13 protein-coding genes are annotated in these 14,602 nt (G+C 64.1%); 3 read left to right on the forward strand and 10 right to left on the reverse strand.

Annotated features, from left to right (window positions below; translation table 11 throughout):
• Positions 1-58: 58 nt before the first annotated feature.
• Together ACFOMF_RS10890 and ACFOMF_RS10895 are read right to left on the reverse strand one after the other, a co-directional pair.
• Entirely contained in the window at positions 59-1,693 is a 1,635-nt protein-coding gene (locus ACFOMF_RS10890) for a methyl-accepting chemotaxis protein (RefSeq protein ID WP_386364676.1), read from the reverse strand.
• Positions 1,694-1,713: 20 nt separating this feature from the next.
• Positions 1,714-3,951, reverse strand: a complete 2,238-nt coding sequence (locus ACFOMF_RS10895) for an EAL domain-containing protein (protein ID WP_386364678.1) — start codon at positions 3,949-3,951, stop codon at positions 1,714-1,716.
• Between the two features lie 588 nt (positions 3,952-4,539).
• On the opposite strand from ACFOMF_RS10895, the gene ACFOMF_RS10900 reads away from it, so the two are divergent.
• The 3 genes from ACFOMF_RS10900 (at position 4,540) to ACFOMF_RS10910 (ending at position 8,380) form a co-directional block, all read left to right on the forward strand.
• Positions 4,540-5,505: a TAXI family TRAP transporter solute-binding subunit gene (locus ACFOMF_RS10900; RefSeq protein ID WP_386364680.1), complete on the forward strand. Its 966-nt coding sequence runs from the start codon at positions 4,540-4,542 to the stop codon at positions 5,503-5,505.
• A 122-nt stretch (positions 5,506-5,627) separates the two neighbouring features.
• The gene (locus ACFOMF_RS10905; protein ID WP_386364682.1) at positions 5,628-8,204 is read left to right on the forward strand and encodes a TRAP transporter permease; all 2,577 of its coding nucleotides are present in this window, start codon (positions 5,628-5,630) and stop codon (positions 8,202-8,204) included.
• Positions 8,201-8,380 carry an oxidoreductase-like domain-containing protein gene (locus ACFOMF_RS10910; protein ID WP_386364683.1) on the forward strand — a complete coding sequence of 60 codons (180 nt, stop codon included), beginning with the start codon at positions 8,201-8,203 and terminating at the stop codon, positions 8,378-8,380. Before ACFOMF_RS10905 ends, ACFOMF_RS10910 begins: the two co-directional genes overlap by 4 nt.
• Positions 8,381-8,388: 8 nt before the next feature.
• Here ACFOMF_RS10910 and ACFOMF_RS10915 read toward each other — a convergent pair whose 3' ends face one another.
• The 8 genes from ACFOMF_RS10915 to ACFOMF_RS10950 form a co-directional block, all read right to left on the reverse strand.
• The gene (locus ACFOMF_RS10915) at positions 8,389-9,483 is read right to left on the reverse strand and encodes a PilT/PilU family type 4a pilus ATPase (protein ID WP_386364685.1); all 1,095 of its coding nucleotides are present in this window, start codon (positions 9,481-9,483) and stop codon (positions 8,389-8,391) included.
• A gap of 69 nt (positions 9,484-9,552) precedes the next feature.
• A complete protein-coding gene (locus tag ACFOMF_RS10920; protein ID WP_386364687.1) occupies positions 9,553-9,876 on the reverse strand; it encodes a DUF3392 domain-containing protein in 324 nt (107 codons plus the stop codon).
• A gap of 9 nt (positions 9,877-9,885) precedes the next feature.
• On the reverse strand, positions 9,886-11,022 hold the full coding sequence (hemW, locus tag ACFOMF_RS10925) for a radical SAM family heme chaperone HemW (RefSeq protein ID WP_386364689.1): 1,137 nt from the start codon (positions 11,020-11,022) through the stop codon (positions 9,886-9,888).
• 74 nt (positions 11,023-11,096) lie between these two features.
• Positions 11,097-11,696 (reverse strand): RdgB/HAM1 family non-canonical purine NTP pyrophosphatase, encoded by a 600-nt coding sequence (gene rdgB / locus ACFOMF_RS10930; RefSeq protein WP_386364691.1) that lies wholly within the window; start codon positions 11,694-11,696, stop codon positions 11,097-11,099.
• A complete protein-coding gene (locus tag ACFOMF_RS10935; protein WP_386364693.1) occupies positions 11,693-12,109 on the reverse strand; it encodes a DUF4426 domain-containing protein in 417 nt (138 codons plus the stop codon). The genes rdgB and ACFOMF_RS10935 overlap by 4 nt, the downstream gene beginning before the upstream one ends.
• A 26-nt stretch (positions 12,110-12,135) precedes the next feature.
• The gene (metW, locus tag ACFOMF_RS10940) at positions 12,136-12,744 is read right to left on the reverse strand and encodes a methionine biosynthesis protein MetW (RefSeq protein WP_386364695.1); all 609 of its coding nucleotides are present in this window, start codon (positions 12,742-12,744) and stop codon (positions 12,136-12,138) included.
• A 9-nt stretch (positions 12,745-12,753) separates the two neighbouring features.
• Complete coding sequence (gene metX / locus ACFOMF_RS10945; protein ID WP_386364696.1) at positions 12,754-13,893, reverse strand: homoserine O-succinyltransferase MetX; 1,140 nt, start codon at positions 13,891-13,893, stop codon at positions 12,754-12,756.
• A 107-nt stretch (positions 13,894-14,000) separates the two neighbouring features.
• A complete protein-coding gene (locus ACFOMF_RS10950; protein ID WP_386364698.1) occupies positions 14,001-14,591 on the reverse strand; it encodes a YggT family protein in 591 nt (196 codons plus the stop codon).
• Positions 14,592-14,602: the final 11 nt, after the last annotated feature.

A 14,602-nucleotide genomic window follows, 5' to 3' on the forward strand; every position in this document is an offset into this window, starting at 1 on the left:
CTGTCCAGGGCGACCCATCCTGCTCATCCTTGCACATTCCCGTCGCGGCGCTATTGGTCTAAAGCCTAGGTTCGGTGACCGGTTTCGCAGCAGACGCAACCATGGTCTCCGCCGCGGCCAGGCCGCGGAACTGATCGACCAACAATTGCAGGCGCTCGGCCATCACCGCCACCTCGCTGGCGCTGCCGCGGCTCTGGCTGCCGGCGGCGACATTGCACTCGGTGGCCTGGCGAATTCCGCAGAGGTTGCGCTGGATGTCGTCGCCCACCGCGCTCTGTTCTTCCACCGCCGTGGCGATCTGCACGTTCATCTCGCTGATCTGGCCGACCCGCTGGTTGATGCCCTCCAGCGCGCGGGCCGCCTTCAGCGCTTGCTCGACGCTGGCCTCGGCCTGCTGCTGGCTGCGCTGCATGGCGATCACCGCATTGCCGGTGCCCTGCTGCAGGCTGCTGATGATGGTGTGGATCTCGGCGGTGGACTGCTGGGTGCGCGAGGCGAGACCACGGACTTCGTCAGCCACCACGGCGAAGCCGCGTCCGGCCTCGCCGGCCCGGGCCGCCTCGATTGCCGCGTTGAGGGCCAGCAGGTTGGTCTGCTCGGCAATGCTCTGGATCACTTCCAGCACCCTGTTGATCTCCTGGCTGTGCTGGTCGAGCTGGTGAATCACCTCATTGCTGCGTTGCACCTCACCGGCCAGCGAGGCGATCGCTCGGCGGTTTTCCTCCACCAGGCGCAGGCCGCTGTCGGTTTCGCTGTCGGCCTCGCTGGCTGCGGACGCGCTGAGCTGAGCATGGCGCGCGACCTCCTGGACGCTGGCGGCCATCTGTTCAATGGCACTGGCGACCATGTCGGTCTCGCTCTGCTGGCGTAGGTTGGCCTCGCCGCTGCTATCCACCGCGGCCACCAGTTCGGTGGCGCTGCGGTTCAGCTGGCTGGCCGAGTCGGCAATGCGCCCGACCATGGCCCCGGCTTCGGCCTGCTGGCTGAGCAGGGCGAAGGAGAGGGTGCCGAACTCATCGTTGCGGCCGGTATAGGCGAACTGGCAGAGCGGGTTGTCGCTGATCTTCAGCGCCTGGCGTGTGAGCTGCTGCAACGGCCGCAGGGCGAGGCCGATGATCGCCGCCAGCAGAGCCGCAAGTCCCAGTCCGCCAACAGTGGCAGCGAGCAGCGGCACGGCGCCGCTCAGCCCGAGCAGGGCGCCGCCGACGAGCGGCGGCAGCGCACAGCAGAGGCTGAGCCGCTGCGCCAGGCTCAGGCGAGCCCGCCTGATGCCTCGGGGTTGTTTGCCTTGGCGAAGTTCGGCATAGAGTTTTTCCGCACGTTCGGTCAGCATCGGGCTGGCCTGGGTCCTGACCGACTGGTACTCGACCGTCTGGCCGTCGCGGACCACGGGCGTGGCGTAGGCGCTCACCCAGTAGTGATCGCCGTTCTTGCAGCGGTTCTTCACCAGGCCCATCCACGAGCGGCCGGAACGCAGCGCGCGCCACATGTCGGCAAAGGCCGCCGGCGGCATGTCCGGATGACGCACGATATTGTGGCTGGCACCCAGCAGCTCCTGTTCCTCGAAGCCGCTGATCTCGATGAAGTCGCGATTGATATAGGTAATGTTGCCCTGCAGGTCGGTGGTGGAGAGGATGTTGGCGTCGGCCGCGACCCTGACCGCGCGCCCGGTGACTGAACGCTTGCTTCTCATCGCATGGTGCTCCCGTAAGACTAGTGGTTGCCTGCAGCCAGCTTGCAGGGCGTCTCCCCGTTAAGGTTGCCGCCGTGAGGGCGCTCATTGCCGTCCAGGAGCCCTTGCAGCTCCTTTGCCGGGCGCGGTCGGCTGAACCAGAACCCCTGGGCGTAGGAGCAGCCCTCCGTGCGCAGAAAATCCAGATGTGGCGTGTCTTCGACGCCTTCGGCGATGACCTGCAGGCCGAGGTTGGTACCCAGGCCTATGATTGCCCGGCTGATGGTGCCGAGCTCCGGATTGCTGGGTGCGCCATCGATGAAGCTGCGATCCACCTTGAGGATGTGCAGTGGAAATCGGGTGAGATAGCCCAGCGAGCAATAGCCGGTGCCGAAGTCGTCCAGGGCCAGGCGCACGCCCAAAGCGGCGATCTCGCGCAGGCTCATGAGGGTGTCGGCGGTGTCCTGCATGAGCAGGCTCTCGGTGATCTCCAGGATCAGCGAGGTTGGTGGCAGGCCGGTTTCCTCGAGAATGGATGCCAGGCATCTGGCGAATTCCGGCTGGTGCAGCTGCCGGCTGGACAGATTGACCGAGCAGTACAAGGGCTCGTGGCCGGTGAGCTGCCAGGCGCGGGTCTGTCGACAACTCTCGCGAAGGACCCATTCTCCGACCGGTACGATCAATCCCGACTCTTCGAGAATGGGGATGAACTCCGTGGGAGGGACCAGGCCGGAATCGCTGTGCCAGCGCAACAGGGCTTCCACACCGACCACCCGCGGCACCCCGTCGATGTGGCAGATCGGCTGATAGTGCAGTTCGAACTCCCCGTTACGCAGCGCCAGGCCCAGCGCGCTCTCGAGGCGCAGTCGATGGTCGGCATGGCTGCGCAGCTCGTCGCTGTAGCGGGCAAACTGCGCCTTGCCGGAGGCCTTGGCGCGGTAGAGCGCCAGGTCGGCGGCCTGCAGTACGTTGGATTGGGCGTCGGCGTCGAGCAGAGCGATGCCGATGCTCGCCGACACCATCAATGGCTTTTCCTGGACGTGCAGTGGCTGGTAGAGGGCGTCGAGCATGCGCTGGGCGATCCGGTCGGCGTCCTCCAGGCAGGACAGGTCATTGAGCAGGGCGACAAACTCGTCGCCGCCGAAGCGGATCAGGTGGTCGCCAACGCGCAGGCAGCGCTTGAGCCGATGGGCGACCTCGACCAGTACCTCGTCGCCGATGGCATGACCGAGGCTGTCGTTGATCAGCTTGAAGCGGTCCAGGTCGACAAAGAGCACCGCGCTGTGACGTGCATGGTTCATGCGCTGGCGTTGCAGGCTCTGGCCGAGCAGTTCTTCCAGGCGCGTCCTGTTGGCCAGGCCAGTGAGCGGGTCGTGACGAGCGGCGTGGCGCAGTTGCTGCTCCACTTCCTTGTTCTGGCTGATGTCCGTCTGCGAGCCGGCCATGCGCTGGCTGCCCGGTTCCAGCACGCCGCGCACGAGTACCCAGAGATACTGACCGTTGTGCTTGCGGATGCGGTACTCGTAGTGGAGCGAGCTGCTCTCGCCCGCCAGATGCGCCTGGATGGCTTGGTGCAGGCCTGGCAGGTCGTCCTGGTGGACGCGGCTGAACCAGCAGGCGCTGCTGTCGCCGAAGCTGTCGTGGTCGAAGCCGAGCATGTCGGTCCAGCGACTCGACAGATAGAGCCGGTCGTGCGCCACATCCCAGTCCCAGATGCCGTCGTTGGCACCGCGCAGTGCCCGGGCAAAGCGTGCCTCGCTCTGCTCCAGGGCGCGATGCTGGGCGGCGGTGTAGGTATCGGCGGCCAGGCTGATGTCGAAGAACACGGCCTTGAGCAGGCTACGGAAGGTGTCCAGCGACTCGCCCCCGCCGAGCAGTTCGAGCATGTGATCCAGATACAGGCGATAGGCGCCGAGATACCACTTCAGACCGATGCCGACGCGCTGGTGTACCAAGCCGATGTGCAACCGGTCGCGCAGGTAGTCATTGCCGTAAGGACCGCTCCAGAGCTGTTGGTAATACTCTTGCTGACGGGTTTTGAGGCGCTGCAGCGTGGTCGGGTCGCGCAGGATGCGCGCCATGGGCTCGAAGTGCTCAAGGTGCCGGTAGAGGCGGTCAATAAAATCCCTGTGGCTGTCCTCAAGCATGGCGGACGCCTGATTCATCCGCTCCAGGTCTTGCGGCTGCATATCCAGGAAGCGGCTGCGAAGCCTGACGTCATCGTCATCCAGGCCGATCCGTGCAATCAGCTCGTCCAGTTCAGGCGCAAGCCCTTTCATGTGAAACCCCTTCCGACACACTCCGTCGGTCATTGCTGCTCGGCAGTCAAGAGACTGCGCATTGAGCTGGCGCTTGGCTATTACAGCAAGCTGAATGCCAGCCTGCTCGCATGATCGGGTAACACCTTGGCTTATACAGGTCGCTCTATATGTACATGTTATGTCTAATTTAAACCTCGCTATCCGTACAGTGAAAGCGCTTTTTTAATCTTTATCCACTGAACGGTAGTTTCCTCTGTCCAACTATGCGGCGTGATTCACAGCTGGTGCCGTGGTTGTCGGAAAGCGAACATTTGTAAGACAAAAGCTATGATGGATGAGAGCCGGAAGTGCATGATCTTGTCAGCATGGGATGAAGAGATGAAAGCAACATGCATGCCTTTCGGACCTGAGCTCAAAAGCGCTGACCAATCGCAGGCTTCCAAGCGCCGTTTCTGCTTACAAAATGAGAAATGGGTCTATGCTAACGCGCAGTTCAACAGTGAAAACTCGGCGCTAACCGCGGAGTTTTCGTCTTGGGAAACGCCGCTCCGTGGTGCGTCGGGCGCGCGGAGGAATCGCTTTTTGAACAGAAGGAGTCACCCCTCGATGAAAGCCAAATCCCTGGCATGGATTCTTTCCGCCACTCTGGCGGGTGCGGTAATGGGCGGCGCAGCGCAGGCCCAGGAACGTTTCGTGACCATAGGTACCGGCGGGCAGACCGGTGTGTACTACGTGGCGGGCCAGTCGATCTGCCGGTTCGTCAACCGTAATGCCGAAAACCTCAAGTGCAACGCACCGGCCAGCGGTGGCGGCGTCGCCAACGTGAACGGGCTGCGTAGCGGCGAATTCACCTTCGGCATCATGCAGTCCGACCATCAGTACAAAGCCAAGGAGGGGGTCGAGCCTTTCGCCGCGGCGGGTGCGATGGACAATCTGCGCGCGGTGTTCTCGTTGCAGAGCGAGGTGTTCACCATTCTCGCCCGGCGCGACGCCAATATCCGCTCCTTCGATGACTTGCGTGGCAAGCGCGTCAACATCGGTAATCCGGGCTCCGGTCAGCGCGACACGCTGGAAGAGATCATGCGCGTCAAGGGCTGGGACCGCTCAGCGTTCGCCCTGGCTGCCGAGTTGCGTCCGGCCGAGCAGGCCAGCGCCCTCAGCGACAACAACATCGACGCGATGACCTACTTTGTCGGCCACCCGAACGGCGCCCTGCAGGAAGCGAGCACCACGGTCGACGCCGTGCTGGTGCCGGTCACCGGTCCGGACATCGACAAGCTGCTCGAAGACAAGACCTACTACACCCAGGCGGAAATTCCCGGCGGGCTGTACCGCGGCAATGACCAGCCTACCCCGTCGATCGGTGGCAAGGCGGTGCTTTCGACCACCGAAGCGGTCGACGCCGAAACCGTCTATCAGCTGGTCAAGGCCGTGTTCGAGAACATTGACCGCTTCAAGCGGCTGCACCCGGCGTTTGCCGAGCTCGAGCCTGAAGACATGATCCAGGTGGGGCTCACCGCCCCGCTGCACGAAGGTGCCGAGCGCTATTACAAGGAACGCGGCTGGCTCTGAGTCAGCCGGTGGCCGCCTCCAGCGGGGCGGCCCCTGCTTTTTCCTCTGCCACGAAAAGCTCGCCCGCCGCGACCGGCGCAGTGCGAGCTTTGCCGTGTTCAAATGCCGTCGGGTAGATTCGCATGACAGACAAGCACCTCTCCACTGAGGAACTCATCGCCAAGGATGTGGGCGCGCGCCTTCCAGAAGGTGCGATGGCCCAGGTGATCGCCATGGTGGCGCTGGCCTGGTCACTGTTCCAGTTGTGGATCGCCTCGCCGCTGCCGTTCATCTTTCGTTTCGGGGTGCTGAACGATACCGAAACCCGCTCGATTCACCTGGCCTTTGCCCTGTTTCTCGCCTTTCTGGTCTATCCCGCGTTTCGTCGCTCGCCTCGCAACCGGGTGCCACTGACGGATATCGCGCTCGGGCTGGTGGCGGCGGCCACTGCGGCCTACCTGTTCATCTTCTACCAGCAGCTCGCCCAGCGTCCCGGCAGCCTGACCACCTCTGATCTGGTCACCGCCTGCGTCGGCATTCCCCTGCTGCTGGAGGCCACGCGCCGGGCGCTTGGCCCGCCGCTGGCGATCATCGCACTGGTCTTCCTGCTCTACAGCCTGGCAGGCCCCTACATGCCTGGCATACTGGCCCATCGTGGGGTCAGCCTGAACGCCCTGGCCAACCATCAGTGGATCACCACCGAAGGTGTGTTCGGTATTGCCCTGGGCGTGTCCACAAGTTTTGTCTTCCTGTTCGTGCTCTTTGGTGCGCTGCTCGAGCGAGCCGGCGCAGGCCACTATTTCATCCAGCTGGCATTCAGCCTGCTCGGGCATTATCGCGGGGGCCCGGCCAAGGCGGCGGTCGTGGCGTCGGGGATGACCGGACTGATCTCCGGATCCTCGATCGCCAACGTGGTGACCACCGGCACCTTCACCATCCCGATGATGAAACGAACAGGCTTCAGCAAGGAAAAGGCCGGGGCGGTGGAGGTCGCCTCGTCGGTTAACGGACAGATCATGCCGCCAGTGATGGGAGCCGCCGCCTTTCTCATGGTCGAGTACGTCGGGCTGCCCTATGTGGAGATCATCAAGCACGCCTTCCTGCCCGCGGCGATTTCCTATATCGCGCTGCTCTACATTGTCCATCTGGAGTCCCTCAAGCTGGGCCTGCAGCCGATCGGACAGCGCGTGCCCAAGCCGTGGCTGACCCGCCTGGCCGGCTTTGCCTTTGGCGCGGCGCTGATCTGCGGTTTGTCGCTGGCGGTCTACTATGGCCTGGGTTGGCTCAAGCCCGCCCTTGGCAGCGCAGCGATCTGGGTCATCGGCGGGCTGCTGGCGCTGACCTATCTGGTCTTGCTGAAGGTGGCCGCCAGTAACCCGCCGCTGCCGGCGGAGGATCCCGATAAACCCCTGGACGACTTGCCCCAGGCGCGGCCGGTACTCCTGTCGGGCCTTCACTTCCTGCTGCCGGTGGTGGTGCTGGTCTGGTGCCTGATGGTCGAGCGGCTGTCCCCTGGTCTTTCAGCCTTCTATGGCACGGTAATGCTGGTGTTCATTCTCGTCACCCAGCGCCCGCTGCTCAGCCTGTTGCGTGGCGATGGCGGCAAGACCCACGGTGGGGTGGTCGACGGCCTGGTCGATCTGCGCGAAGGGCTGATCGCCGGCGCGCGCAACATGATCGGTATCGGCATCGCCACCGCCGCGGCGGGGATCATCGTCGGCGCGGTATCGCAGACGGGGGTAGGGCTGGTGCTCGCCGATCTGGTCGAGCTGCTGTCGATGGGCAACCTGCTGCTGATGCTGATCCTGACCGCGCTGCTCAGCCTGATCCTGGGCATGGGCCTGCCAACCACCGCCAACTACATCGTGGTGTCCAGCCTGCTGGCGCCGGTGGTGGTGGCCCTCGGGCAGCAGAACGGACTGATCGTCCCGCTGATCGCGGTGCACCTGTTCGTCTTCTACTTCGGCATCATGGCCGATGTGACGCCGCCGGTGGGTTTGGCCTCCTTCGCTGCGGCGGCGGTCTCCAAGGGCGACCCCATCCGTACTGGCTTTGCCGCCTTCTACTACAGCCTGCGTACCGCGGTACTGCCATTCCTGTTCATCTTCAACACCGATCTTCTGCTGATCGAGGTGGATTTCTGGCATGGCGTGTTGATCTTCGTGGTCGCGACCCTGGCCTTGCTGATCTTCACGGCGGCCACCCAGGGATACTTCCTGGTGCGTAGCCGCTGGTATGAGAGCCTGGTGCTGTTGCTTGTCGCCTTTACCCTGTTCCGTCCGGGATTCTGGATGGACATGCTGCACGATCCCTACCGGGACATCCCGCCCACCGAACTGGCCCAGGCCCTGGCTGCAGTGGATGCCGACAGCCAGCTGCGGCTCAGGGTGCTTGGCGAGAACGAGGTGGGCGACCCGCGGGAGTTCACCCTGCTGCTGCCGATACCGCAGGGCGAGACCGGCGAGGAACGCCTGGAACGGCTGGGTATCCAGCTCTATGAAGAGGACGGTCGGCAGCTGATCGACAACGTTGCCTTCGGCAGCCCTGCCGAGCAGGCCGGGCTCGCCTTCGATCAAGAGATCCTGGCGGTGCGCGCCCCCACCGACCGCTGGACCAAGGAACTGATGTGGATCCCGGGCTTCTTGCTGCTGTGCCTGGTGGTCTGGCTGCAGCGGCGCCGGCGTGCCGTGCCGACTGGCGAACCAGTGGAGATGAGATGAAGACGCTTTGCGACGACCCGAGGGCCGAGCCTCCGTCGCCTCCCTCGCCGCCCGCGGACGGCGAATGCTGTGAAAGTGAATGCGGTGACGCCTGCATCTGGACCGACTACTACGAAGCCCGTGCCCGCTACGAGCAGGCGCTGGCCGAGTGGCGGGCGCGCCAGCGAGAGCAATAGCGGTCTGGCTAGGGCTCTGTCCTGGCAAGGATGCCCAGCTCCAGCTGCATGCGCAGGCCCAGATCGGTGCGTGAGTCGGCATGACGCAGGGCCTGTTCCGGACTGATGCGTTCGGCTTCGAGCAGGCGGAACAGATGCTGGTCGAATGTCTGCAGGCCGGGCTCCGGCGCATTGGCGATCGCCTCGCGCAACTCGTGCAGCCTGTCGCGCTTGATCAGGTCACGCAGGTAAGGGGTGCTCAGCAGCAGCTCCACCGCGGCCACTCGCCCCTTCTGGCGCCCAGGCACCAGCCGCTGGGCAACGATGGCAAGCAGGTTCTGCGCGAGGTCCGCGAGCATCTGGCCGCGCGCATGCTCGGGAAAGAAATGCACCACCCGTTCGATGGCCTGCAGCGAACCGGTGGCGTGCAGCGTGGCCAGGCACAGATGGCCGGTCTCGGCGTAATGCAGCGCCTGCTGCATGGTCTGCTGGTCACGCACCTCGCCCAGCATGATGACGTCCGGTGTTTCACGCAGGACGTTGCGCAGGGCTGCCTCGAAGCTGTGGGTGTCGAGACCCACCTCGCGCTGATCGACGATACAGCGCTGGTGCGTATGCATGAACTCGATGGGGTCCTCGATACAGAGGATGTGACCGTACTTGTGACGGTTGCGGTGATCGATCATTGAGGCGAGGGTGGTGGACTTGCCCGAGCCCGCCGCGCCGACCACGAGGATCAGCCCGCGATCGCGCAGGGCGAGCTTTTCCAGCGTCTGGGGCAAGCCGAGTTCGGCAGCGCTGGGGATCCGGTCCTTGACGTGCCGGGCGACCAGCGTGACCTCGCCCCGCTGGTAGTAGAGGTTGAAGCGAAAGCGGCCGATGCCAGCAAGACTGATCGCCAGGTTGAGCTCGAGCTCGCGCTCGAATTCGGCGCGTTGAGCCTCGCTGAGCAAGGGGTAGACCAACTGGCGCACTGCCTCGGGCGGCAAGGGAGGCATGTCTACCGGCCGGGATGCTCCCTCGCGCCTGATGAAGGGCGGCGCTCCCACGCTCAGGAACAGGTCGGAGCCGCCCTGCTCGACGAGCAGGCGCAGCAGCGGAGAAAGGTCGGGTACACCTGCCATGGTCGGGCCTCTTGTTCCATTGTCCGGCGATCATGGTGCAGCCGGCGTCCGGCGGCAACGGCGAGGCGCTCAGCGCCGGTCCGCGAGCACGCCGATGACGATGAAGACCAGCAGCAGCACCGGCGACAGGGTGTAGTTGTTGAACTGGCCGAGCCCGCGCATCAGCCAGGGGGTCAGGTAGATCATCGCCAGGCCGTAACCTGCCGCGCACAGCAGGATGAATACCAGGGTGCGGAACACGAAGTTGAAGCCTCCGACCTGCCGCTGCACCCATTGATTGATGGCGGGACCGAAGATCACCAGCAGCGAAGCCATGATGGCCAGGGAGATGTCGTAGAGGTGGCCGCGGCTCCAGCGCGACAGGGAAACGATGAGTTCAAGCAGCAGATCCATGCCGGGTCCTTAGGACAAGAAGTGTTGTAACAGGTCGTTGAGAAAAAGCTGTCCGCGTGGCGTGGCGGCCAGACGCTGCGGGTCGGGCTCGAGCAATCCCTGGCGTTCGGCCCGCTGCCGGCCCTCCGCCAGCGCCTCCAGCGGCAAGCCGGTACGTTCGATGAACAGCGTGGCCGCCACGCCTTCGGTGAGGCGCAACGCGTTCATCAGAAACTCGAATGGCAGCTCGTGCGCCTCCAGCACCTTGCCTCCGGCACAGAAGGCCTTGGTTGGGTCAAGGTAGTCCTTCGGCAGGCGGGTCTTCCAGCGACGGCGAATCAGCCCATCGACACCGGTCAGCTTGCCGTGGGCACCGGCGCCGAGTCCGAGGAAATCGCCGAAGGTCCAGTAATTCCGGTTGTGCCGCGCCTGCCGGCCGGGCTGGGCATAGGCCGAGGTTTCGTACTGGGCATAGCCGTGCCCGGCGAGCAGGGCCTGGCCGGCCTCCTGAATGTCCCACAGGATGTCGTCTTCGGGGAGCACCGGCGGCTGGCTCCAGAACAGGGTGTTGGGCTCGAGCGTCAGTTGGTACCACGACAGATGCGTCGGCTCCTGGGCGATGGCGATGGCCAGGTCGCCTAGCGCATCGTCCAGCGACTGGTCGGGCAAACCGTGCATGAGGTCGAGGTTGAAGTTGTGGAAGCCGGCGGCGCGGGCCATGTCGGCGGCGCGGATGGCTTCCTCGCCGTCATGAATGCGCCCCAGTGCCTTGAGCTTGTCGGCCTGGAAGCTCTGCACGCCGATCGACAGCCGATTGATGCCTAGCGCCCGGTAGTCGCGAAACTTGGCCTGCTCGAAGGTGCCGGGGTTGGCCTCCAGGGTGATTTCGATGTCATCGACGAAGCCGATCCGGCGCTCAAGCCCGTCCAATATCTGCCCCAGCGCCCGCGGAGAAAATAGACTGGGGGTGCCGCCACCAAAGAAGATCGAGACGAGCTTGCGATCCTGTGCAGCTTCCAGCTCTTCGCCCAGGTCAGCGAGAACGGCGGCGACGTACTCCTCTTCGGGCAGCGACGGGCCGGCGGCGTGGGAGTTGAAGTCGCAGTACGGGCACTTGCGCACGCACCAGGGGATGTGCACGTAGGCCGCCAGCGGAGGGAGCAGCAAGCTACAAGCCTCAGGCCTCGAGCGGTTCTCGCTGCTTTTACTTGTGGTTTGTGGCTTGTGGCTTGCGGCTGTTTTCACGCGATTCCCAGCCGCGCCTTCAACTGCTCCATCGCCCGCGCTCGATGACTGATCCGGTTCTTTTCCGCGGCCGGCAGTTCGGCGCTGGAACAGCCCAGTTCTGCTACCAGAAACAGCGGGTCATAGCCGAAACCCTGCTCACCGCGCGGCGCATGGAGGATGCTGCCGTGCCAGAGCCCTTCACAGAGGATCGGCAGCGGGTCTTCGGGGTGCAGCAGCAGGGCCAGGGCGCAGACGAACTGGGCGCCGCGCTCGGCGTCGGGCACCTCGCGGAGCGCGTCGAGCAGCTTGGCGTTGTTTGCCGCATCGCCCCCGCCATCGGCATAACGTGCCGAGTAGATACCGGGCGCGCCGCCGAGGGCGTCCACCGCCAGGCCCGAGTCATCGGCCAGGGCCGGCAGTCCGGATACCCTGGCCGCATGGCGGGCCTTGAGGATGGCGTTCTCGACAAAGCTCAGGCCGGTCTCTTCCGGCTCGATGTCACTGAACTCGCTGACCGGTCGGACGCGGATGGCGGAGCCGAGCATGGCCTGCAGTTCACGCAGCTTGCCCTTGTTATGACTGGCCAGAACCAGTTCGCTGATGGGGCGACTCACTCGGGGAAGACTTCCTGTTCGAACTGAATGTTGATCGGACGGCCACCGGAAGGGTGGACGTTGAGCTGAAAGCGCAGCAGTTCCTGGGTGTCGATGGGGAACTGGGTCAGGTAGTAGACCGCCTCGTCTTCACGGACCTGGCGGAAGTTGAGGTTGCGCTGCTGGCCGAGCAGGTTGGTCATGGTGCCGCTTACCTGGGCGGTAACGGGTTTGCCGCTTTCCTGCACCGCAACGTTGAGCACGCCCTGGGTGCGGCTGCGGACCAGTCCTGCGGCCGACGCGATCTCGGGTGTCAGAAAGCTCGAATGGAAGGCGATGTAGTGGATGTCGTAGTCACCAAAGGTCTGTTTGCGTTCGGCGAAGGCGGGCAGCGCCATGAACAGGGCGAACAGAGCGATAAGAGCGCTTTTCATGAGGAAATCCTCCGGTTGTTGTCGTTTCAGGGGCGAACCGCGATGGCCCCCGCGATACGGTAGATGCCGATCTCGCCAAGCAGGTTGGGCCAGAGTCTGCTGGCCCACCCGTGACGATGCTTGCGGTCCACCGCCAGTCGATCCTTGACCTCGATGCTCAATGAGCGGCACAGGTTCTCGAAGTCCCTGAACGTGCAGAAATGGATGTTCGGCGTGTTGTACCAGGTATAGGGCAGGAAATCCGAGACCGGCATCCGGCCCTTGACGGTGAGGTGAGAGCGGCAGCGCCAGTGGCCGAAATTGGGAAAGGTGATGACGCACTCACGGCCGACCCTGAGCATCTCGCGCAGGAGCTGGTCGGGAAAATGTACCGCCTGCAGGGCTTGGCTCATCACCACGACGTCGAAACTGTCACTGGCGAAGTTGCCGAGGCCCTTGTCGAGATCCTGCTCGATCACATTGACCCCTCGCTCGATGCAGCGGGCGATGTTGTCCGAATCGATCTCCAGGCCGTAACCCTTGACCTCCTTGTGGTCGTGCAGCCAGGCCAGCAGCTCGCCGTTGCCGCAGCCGAGGTCGAGAACGCGGCTGCCGGCCGGAATCCAGTCCTGAATGATGTCTAGATCGGCGCGCATGGCAGATTCCTATACGACAATGCGGTTCATGTAGCGGGTGAACGCCTGCAGGTAGCGAGGAATCGGCAACAGGAAGGCGTCGTGACCGTGGGCCGCCTCAATTTCAAGGTAGCTGACGTTCTTGCCCGCTGCGACCAGGGCATCGACGATTTCCCGCGAGCGAGCCGGCGAGAATCGCCAGTCGGTGGTGAAGGACAGCAGCAGGAAATCCGCCTGGGCGGGGGCCAGAGTCGCTGCCAGGTCGCCGTCGTGGGCCTGTGCCGGGTCGAAATAGTCCAGCGCCTTGGTCATAAGCAGGTAGGTGTTGGCGTCGAAACGTGCGGAAAACTCTTCGCCCTGATAACGCAGGTAGCTTTCCACCTGGAACTCGACATTGGTGAAGTCGTAGTTGAGCTTGTCGTTCTTCAGGTCGCGACCGAACTTGCTGCCCATGGCGTCATCGGACAGGTAGGTGATGTGTCCCACCATGCGCGCCAGCATCAACCCGCGGCGCGGAATCACTCCCCTCTCCTGGAAGTGCCCGCCATGAAACTCGGGGTCCGACAGGATCGCCTGGCGCGCCACCTCGTTGAAGGCGATGTTCTGTGCCGATAGCCGCGGCGCGGTAGCAATGGCCAGGCAGTGGCGAACCCGCTCGGGATAGCTGATGGTCCACTGCAGCGCCTGCATGCCGCCGAGGCTGCCCCCCACCACTGCAGCCCACTGGCTGATACCCAGGCGATCGGCGAGCCGGGCCTGGCTGTGCACCCAATCCTCCACGGTGACCATGGGAAAGTCGGCGCCGTAGGGTTTGCCGGTCGCTGGATTGAGGCTGCTCGGGCCGGTCGAGCCGTTGCAGCCGCCCAGATTGTTCAGCGCGACGACGAAAAAGCGGTTCGTGTCGATCGGCTTGCCAGGCCCGATGCAACTGTCCCACCAGCCGGGTTTGCGGTCTTGAGGGCTGTGGTAGCCGGCGGCGTGATGGTGGCCGGACAGAGCGTGGCAGATCAGCACGGCATTGCTGCGGCTGGCATTGAGTTGGCCGTAGGTTTCGTAGATCAGCTCGTAGCTGCCGAGCAGGCGACCGCAGGCCAGCGCGAGGGGTTCGTCGAAGGAGGCGGTTTGCGGGCTCACCAGACCGACCGAATCGGCGGCAAATGCAGTGGGCATCGATCCTGCTCGAGGCAATGGGAAGGCGGCAGAGTCTACTGTCTGGCGCGGCGCAATTCACCCGGAAATCGCTTTCCCCGCCCTGTGGGCCGGGGAAAGCCCGGGGTCTAGATCAGCCGTTGCAGCAGCGGCGGCATGTTGGCCATCACCGCCAGGTTGTTCACCACCAGCATGTCCAGCAGGCGCAGGGCGAGGAAAGCGAAGATCGGCGACAGGTCGAGCCCGCCCAGGCTCGGCAGGAAGCGCCGGAAAGGCACCAGTACCGGCTCGCAGATCTGATGTACCAGCAGCGCCCCTGGGTTGTGACTGCCCTGGGCTACCCAGGAGAGAATCACGCTGATGATCAGGGCGAAGAAGAAGATCTTGAGGAAGGTGCCGGTGATACCGATCAGAGACCAGACCAGCAGCTGCAGTGGATTGCCAATGGTGCCGTAGGCCAGCATCAGCAGGGCACCCATGAGCACCATCTGAACCAGCAGCGCGAGTACCAGGGTCGCCAGATCCAGGCCGCCCACGCTCGGGATGATCCGCCGCAGGGGCCGCAGCAGCGGGTGCGTCGCGCGCACGATGAACTGACTCAGCGGATTGTAGAAGTCGGCACGCACCAGCTGCAGGATGAAGCGCAGCAGCACGATGATCAGGTACAGGCTACCAAGCGTCTGTACGATGAGAATGCCGGCACTGTTCAAACCATTCATCTATCTCTCCT

The organism is Stutzerimonas tarimensis (genome assembly GCF_042648805.1).
Classification (GTDB): domain Bacteria; phylum Pseudomonadota; class Gammaproteobacteria; order Pseudomonadales; family Pseudomonadaceae; genus Azomonas; species Azomonas tarimensis.

Excerpts from the sequence above, each read along its gene's own strand:
- ACFOMF_RS10920 (WP_386364687.1), bottom strand. The coding sequence starts at position 9,876 with ATGGATCTGCTGCTTGAACTCATCGTTTCCCTGTCGCGCTGGAGCCGC.
- ACFOMF_RS10910 (WP_386364683.1), top strand. The coding sequence starts at position 8,201 with ATGAAGACGCTTTGCGACGACCCGAGGGCCGAGCCTCCGTCGCCTCCC.
- ACFOMF_RS10890 (WP_386364676.1), bottom strand. The coding sequence starts at position 1,693 with ATGAGAAGCAAGCGTTCAGTCACCGGGCGCGCGGTCAGGGTCGCGGCC.
- metW (WP_386364695.1), bottom strand. The coding sequence starts at position 12,744 with ATGCGCGCCGATCTAGACATCATTCAGGACTGGATTCCGGCCGGCAGC.
- ACFOMF_RS10905 (WP_386364682.1), top strand. The coding sequence starts at position 5,628 with ATGACAGACAAGCACCTCTCCACTGAGGAACTCATCGCCAAGGATGTG.
- ACFOMF_RS10895 (WP_386364678.1), bottom strand. The coding sequence starts at position 3,951 with ATGAAAGGGCTTGCGCCTGAACTGGACGAGCTGATTGCACGGATCGGC.
- ACFOMF_RS10950 (WP_386364698.1), bottom strand. The coding sequence starts at position 14,591 with ATGAATGGTTTGAACAGTGCCGGCATTCTCATCGTACAGACGCTTGGT.
- ACFOMF_RS10935 (WP_386364693.1), bottom strand. The coding sequence starts at position 12,109 with ATGAAAAGCGCTCTTATCGCTCTGTTCGCCCTGTTCATGGCGCTGCCC.
- metX (WP_386364696.1), bottom strand. The coding sequence starts at position 13,893 with ATGCCCACTGCATTTGCCGCCGATTCGGTCGGTCTGGTGAGCCCGCAA.
- ACFOMF_RS10900 (WP_386364680.1), top strand. The coding sequence starts at position 4,540 with ATGAAAGCCAAATCCCTGGCATGGATTCTTTCCGCCACTCTGGCGGGT.
- ACFOMF_RS10915 (WP_386364685.1), bottom strand. The coding sequence starts at position 9,483 with ATGGCAGGTGTACCCGACCTTTCTCCGCTGCTGCGCCTGCTCGTCGAG.